Origin of the sequence: Proteiniphilum sp. UBA1028 (genome assembly GCF_002316955.1) — a bacterium.
Taxonomy (GTDB): domain Bacteria; phylum Bacteroidota; class Bacteroidia; order Bacteroidales; family Dysgonomonadaceae; genus Proteiniphilum.
On sequence record NZ_DCEN01000023.1, the window covers coordinates 3,635 to 8,741 of the forward strand.

At 46.4% G+C, this 5,107-nt stretch carries 2 protein-coding genes and 2 pseudogenes; all 4 read right to left on the reverse strand.

Features of this window, described 5'->3' with window-relative positions; genetic code table 11:
* A pseudogene (locus tag B3Z75_RS02690) lies at positions 1–296 on the reverse strand (5-dehydro-4-deoxy-D-glucuronate isomerase); the annotation flags it as partial.
* 289 nt (positions 297–585) lie between these two features.
* Positions 586–3,198 carry a DUF4962 domain-containing protein gene (locus tag B3Z75_RS02695; protein ID WP_294067494.1) on the reverse strand — a complete coding sequence of 871 codons (2,613 nt, stop codon included), beginning with the start codon at positions 3,196–3,198 and terminating at the stop codon, positions 586–588.
* A gap of 26 nt (positions 3,199–3,224) precedes the next feature.
* On the reverse strand, positions 3,225–4,172 hold the full coding sequence (locus B3Z75_RS02700) for an ROK family protein (RefSeq protein WP_294067497.1): 948 nt from the start codon (positions 4,170–4,172) through the stop codon (positions 3,225–3,227).
* 11 nt (positions 4,173–4,183) lie between these two features.
* A pseudogene (locus B3Z75_RS02705) lies at positions 4,184–5,107 on the reverse strand (Tat pathway signal sequence); the annotation flags it as partial.

Here is a 5,107-nt window from a genome sequence, read left to right on the forward strand (position 1 = left end):
TCAAAAACAGCATCGCCCACTTTTACTTTTCCTTTGCCGCCCACATTGTAGATTCCGATCTCCCGGCTGCGCAGAAAAACGGGTTGCTTTAGCGGATCAATTGCTTCCAGGTGTAACGACTCGTTCACCGGCATGGCTCCTCCCACAATCATGCGGTCGTACATGGAGTACACCATGTTTACTTCGTCTTTGACGAATACTTTTTCTATCAGAAAATCCCTGCGCAAACGTTGCGTGTCGTAAGATCTGGCATCTTCCGGATGCGCTGCATAGCGTAGTTCGTAATTTGTTTTCATTTTATTTATCTTTATTTTTTGATTTTATATTTTCAGCGTTCGATGGAGCGATGTTTTTAAGCAAAATTCTCAGTCTACATGTGCTCGAGCACAAATTTACGAATTTATCCTATCTCATCAAAACAAATTAATATTGTTTTAGTTTTTGGCATAATCTGCTAAATTACAAGATAGAGACCCGTTTCGGTAAGCAATTACCGAAACAGGGCATTAAAGTTTGACTATTGCTCTCCACAACATAATTCAATCGAGCTTGCCTTCTGCTTGCATTGCTTAATGCAATAGTTTATTAAATTTCAAGATCGGGAATGACATCGCATAATTTTATTTTATTTTTCTTCCCCTTGACAATTTCTGTGATGACGGTGGCTCCGTTGTTTTTATGTTTATCGTACACCAGGGATTCCTTTGTTTTGGCATTGATCACCGATATAAAGCTTTCTCCCGGTTTTGACATGTTACACTGTATAAGCCAATCTGCAACTTCCAGGCTTTCGCCTTCTCTTATTATTTCGTAGTCTTCTCTCTCTTTGCCATGTGTGTCAATAATTGTCAGGAATCTTGTTGTTTTGCTTTTTTGCGTTTCGGCCCTGAAGTGCCAGTGATTAGGGTAAACCACTGTCTTGCCCGATTTGTCGGTCACATTTTTCCAGTTTTCCGGTTCGCTGAAAAACTGATCGGTCAGGGATGTTTCTACTTTTTCCGAACAAAAAATGTGGGCGGCAGATTTTCCTCCTAAACTATTGGTACCTGTCACTGTCACATGATCCCGGGAATCATGAACCGACATAGGCTCTTCCGTGGTATGAAGTAAAAAACTCCAGTTGACCGGTTCAGTAGCTTCCAATTCATCATATAAGACATATATTCCAGATTTTCCCAACTGGATAATGTGGCGCCGGAAGACTTCAAGTTTGTTCTCATCCCATCCTTTTTCCGGAGTAAACTCAATATCGGAGAGCTCTGCTCTTTTCAACCATAATGGTGAAGAGATCTTGCCATAGGCATTGGATGCGTCCCCCAGCACATAAGAGATTGCACTACCCTCATAATGTCTCGGCATCCATCCATAGCCTTCGGTCCCGATCTTTTGTCCCATTCCGTTGATTAAAATGGTGTTGTGTGCGCGCGTGTTTCGATAGGAATACATGCTGTGCGAGTCGGTAAAGCCCGTTCTGTAGCCACTGCTGTAGAAGATGGCTTTTCCTCCGTAAAACGTATTGAAGCTGTTCTGGTTTGCCAGCGCATGCGACGTGCTTCCATAAGGGCTTGAGCGGAATGAAAGCATGGCGTTTGACTGTGGCTCTGCTATTGAGGTATGCATGATTGCCAGTCCTGTTGCCGGGAAGACCCTGGAAGGCGGCATATCTGCCAGCGTCCTGCCGTCTGCAGGATACCCTTTGGTGGTCGTGCATCTGTACCAGGTAAGGTCTGCCGGTTTCGATTCGAACGAGCCGGTTAAAATATCCGGTTCCTTTTCTTTGATTTGGGTAACATAGGCTGCTGCCCACGGATTTTGGCACTCTCTGGCCAGTGCATCTGCGTAGCCGACCCTCGCTCCACTGGGTGTCTTCACATTCTCGTGTGCATTCCCTTGTCCGGCTGATTTGGAAAACGGTGGCTGGCTGTAAATCACATAATCGGCATTGTTATTGTACCAGGGATCTTTGAAAAAGTCAAATCCCGTAACCCTGGAATAAAAAGCCGGTACCTCGATCAGGGTGCGGATATTGACGTGAAAGTAGGAGTCACCGTTATGCCAGCCGCCATCGTTGTTCAGTCCCGGGAACCGGGACACCCACAGGTTGTAACAATAATCGGCCCAAAGTGTCGCCTCGGGTATTTCCCCTACGGTGGCAAAGGCAGCCATTGTCAGTATCCGGAAGGTCATCTGCCATACATGATTGTCGGCAATTCTGTTTTCCAGATGATTGACATACTCATGATAAAAGAAGTCACCCATCGTCCCTATCTCTCCCAGTAGTAACTTCCGCTCTTCCGGGGTAAGGATATCGTAGAATGCATCATAAGCTGAGGTGCATAGTGACAAGATGGTCGATAAATTAAAATCACCCGCAAAATAGGGACTCTGTTTCCAGGAAATTACTTCCGACAACCGGTTCATTCCCTCCTCGTAATAGGTATGGTCCTTGGTCAGTAAGTATGCCCGGATGAGGGATTCGATGTTTTTTTCCTCCCGGTCTACAATCTTTCTGCTTTCCCTGATTACCACTGATTTGTACTGTACAACGTTGGCTAGATGAACCAATTGTGCCGTGTCAATCTCTTCGTTTAATGGTTTTATCGGGTTCGACAAACATCTGTTGGATATTTTAAAATAGGAGTCAGTTTCTTTGTTGTCCTTGTTTCTGTCGATGATATTTTCCCATTCCTTCTTATCCAGTAAAATTCGGGGATGGTATGCAGGCAGTTTCTCCAAAACTTCATTGAAGGAAGGAGGGTTGAATGTTTTTGCTCCATCGCCGACACGAAATTCAAGTACCGGTGACCACTCTTCGGAACCGTCTGCATCCACAAATGCGTACTGCCAGTACCATTTGCCCTTATCCAACTGTTGGAACGGATTAAAAAAGGCCCACTTCCTTTCGCCCTGTATGACGTTGTGGGTAAATTTCGGATCTTGCGAGATTCGTATCCGATAAGTCACCTCCGGTTTTGACTCGGTGCTTTCCACGCCATCCAAAACCGCACCCAAGTGAGGATACTTGTCCGGCCACATAAACCGGGGCGGATTTAACTGAATATGTTCGCCATTCAGCGGTGAGGGTGTTGCCCTCACCTCGTGCATAAGGGTTTCTTTCCCTGTTTTGAGGATACATCCCTGTGAACAGGATGGGATAGCGAAGAGAAAGCACAAAATAAGACAATGAAAAAAGTTCATAGGTTTTCTATCAGTTTTTGTATGATTCAATCAAGGAGTGAGAATGCGAGCGAGGCTGCGCCAATTGTTCCGGCCATATTTCCCAGCTGGGCTGCCGTAATTTCTGTATTTTGGGCACAGTCTTTCATCGCATACCGGAAAGCGGCCTTTCGCACTTTTTCCATATAAAAATCGCCGGCTTCCGACAGTCCTCCGCCAACCACAATAAGCTGCGGGCTGAAAGTGTTGATGAGGCCTGCAATTCCATGACCAAGATAATCGCAATGGTTGTTCAGGCACTTTTCTGCCAGGGGATCTCCTGCAAGGTATAGATCCACAATATACTTCCCGTTGATGTTCACTTCTTCTGTTTTTATGCCCTGTTCAATGCACTCATTCGTAAAAAGACGTACCAGTGCCGACGTGGAGGCATATGCTTCCAGGCATCCTACAGAGCCACAGGCACAAGGCACACCGTTGGCAATAAAGGGAACGTGTCCCAGCTCCGTCCCTCTGTTGGCATATCCGTTAAAAAGCTTTCCGTCGATAATCACTGCGCCCCCAATGCCTGTTCCCACGGTTAGAAACACGATGTGTTTGAAGTTCCTTCCGGCACCGAACATTGTTTCACCCAATCCCATCGCATTGGCATCGTTGGCCACTACCGTACGAAGTTTTGTTTTCTCTTCGATGATCCGGGCAAGGGAAATGTTTTCCCATCCCTCTATATTTTCGGCTCCGCCCAGGACAATCCTGTTTGTTTCGTCAATGATGCCCGGGGTACCAATGCCAATTCCTTTCAGGTCGATCCCTTCCTTCGAGGACAAGAACCTTTCGATATCTTCAATGCATTTGCAGAGCTGATCAACGACAGCTCCCGCGGAGACTGTCGCCGAAGAAGGACGTATGCCCTGGTGCATTATTTGTCCCTCTTCGTCAACCAGTGCATACTTTATGGAAGTTCCTCCCAAATCAAGACCAATTGCTGTTCTCATCGTTCACTGTTTTATATTTTTTCTACCCAGATAGGGGAGCTCCATGCCCATTGCTGGTTTTTTTGTCTTACGCGCACATAGTAGTAGTCGACCTCCCTTTCAGCGACAGTGTCTTCCATATAATGCTCCACCTGAAAGGCGCTTTCAGGAATGGCTCTGTTGAATGAAACCGCTTCACTCAGCCAACCTATCATGAAATGAGCCTTGGAACCGTGAAGTAATTCTCCGATAGAATGCGTGAAACGCTTCCCGTTGAAATCTGCCGTTAAACTTCCCTCTTTGGGAATAGTCAGATCAAGGATGACGCCTTGCATGGCCGGTGTTGTGGTATTGGGATTTTTAGCACTATACATATCCAGTTCCACATCCTTTTCAGAAGAGGACAGGATCCGGTTTACCCGGGTCTCAAACGCCTTCTCGCCGGGCTGGGGGGACGTGTATGCCGCCCCTCTGAAACAGGGTGTTATCTGGTTTATGATCCCTTTATCAATGGATAATTTACCATTCCAATGTACATATTCTTCTTCGCGGTTCCAACCGAATTCCACTTTTATTTTACATCTGACCGGATCTTCCTGCGGTATCGCGGGAATAAGCGGCCCGTTCATGCGTGCGATGCATTTTCCATTCTTGATGATGTCCACATAATCAATCGAATTTTCTCCCTCTACATTCAGGTAAATTCTTCTGCTGTTACCCCTGATCACTTCGCCCATGACTGCGTCGTTGATTCGAAAATCAATCTTTATCTTGTCGCCCGTGGCACACCCCACATTCCTGTTCTGCAAAGCGTGCCAGATATCATCACGTTTGAGGGAAGGGGCGAGGGCCATTACCCGTCCGTCGCCATAGCTTCCGGGGTAGCCGGCATGTTGATCCGTAGAGCCGATAATTCCAAATTTGTACCCTTGCTCCAATCCGTACAACACGGTTCC

Coding starts and splice junctions, on each gene's coding strand:
- B3Z75_RS02695 (WP_294067494.1), bottom strand. CDS start 3,198: ATGAACTTTTTTCATTGTCTTATTTTGTGCTTTCTCTTCGCTATCCCA.
- B3Z75_RS02700 (WP_294067497.1), bottom strand. CDS start 4,172: ATGAGAACAGCAATTGGTCTTGATTTGGGAGGAACTTCCATAAAGTAT.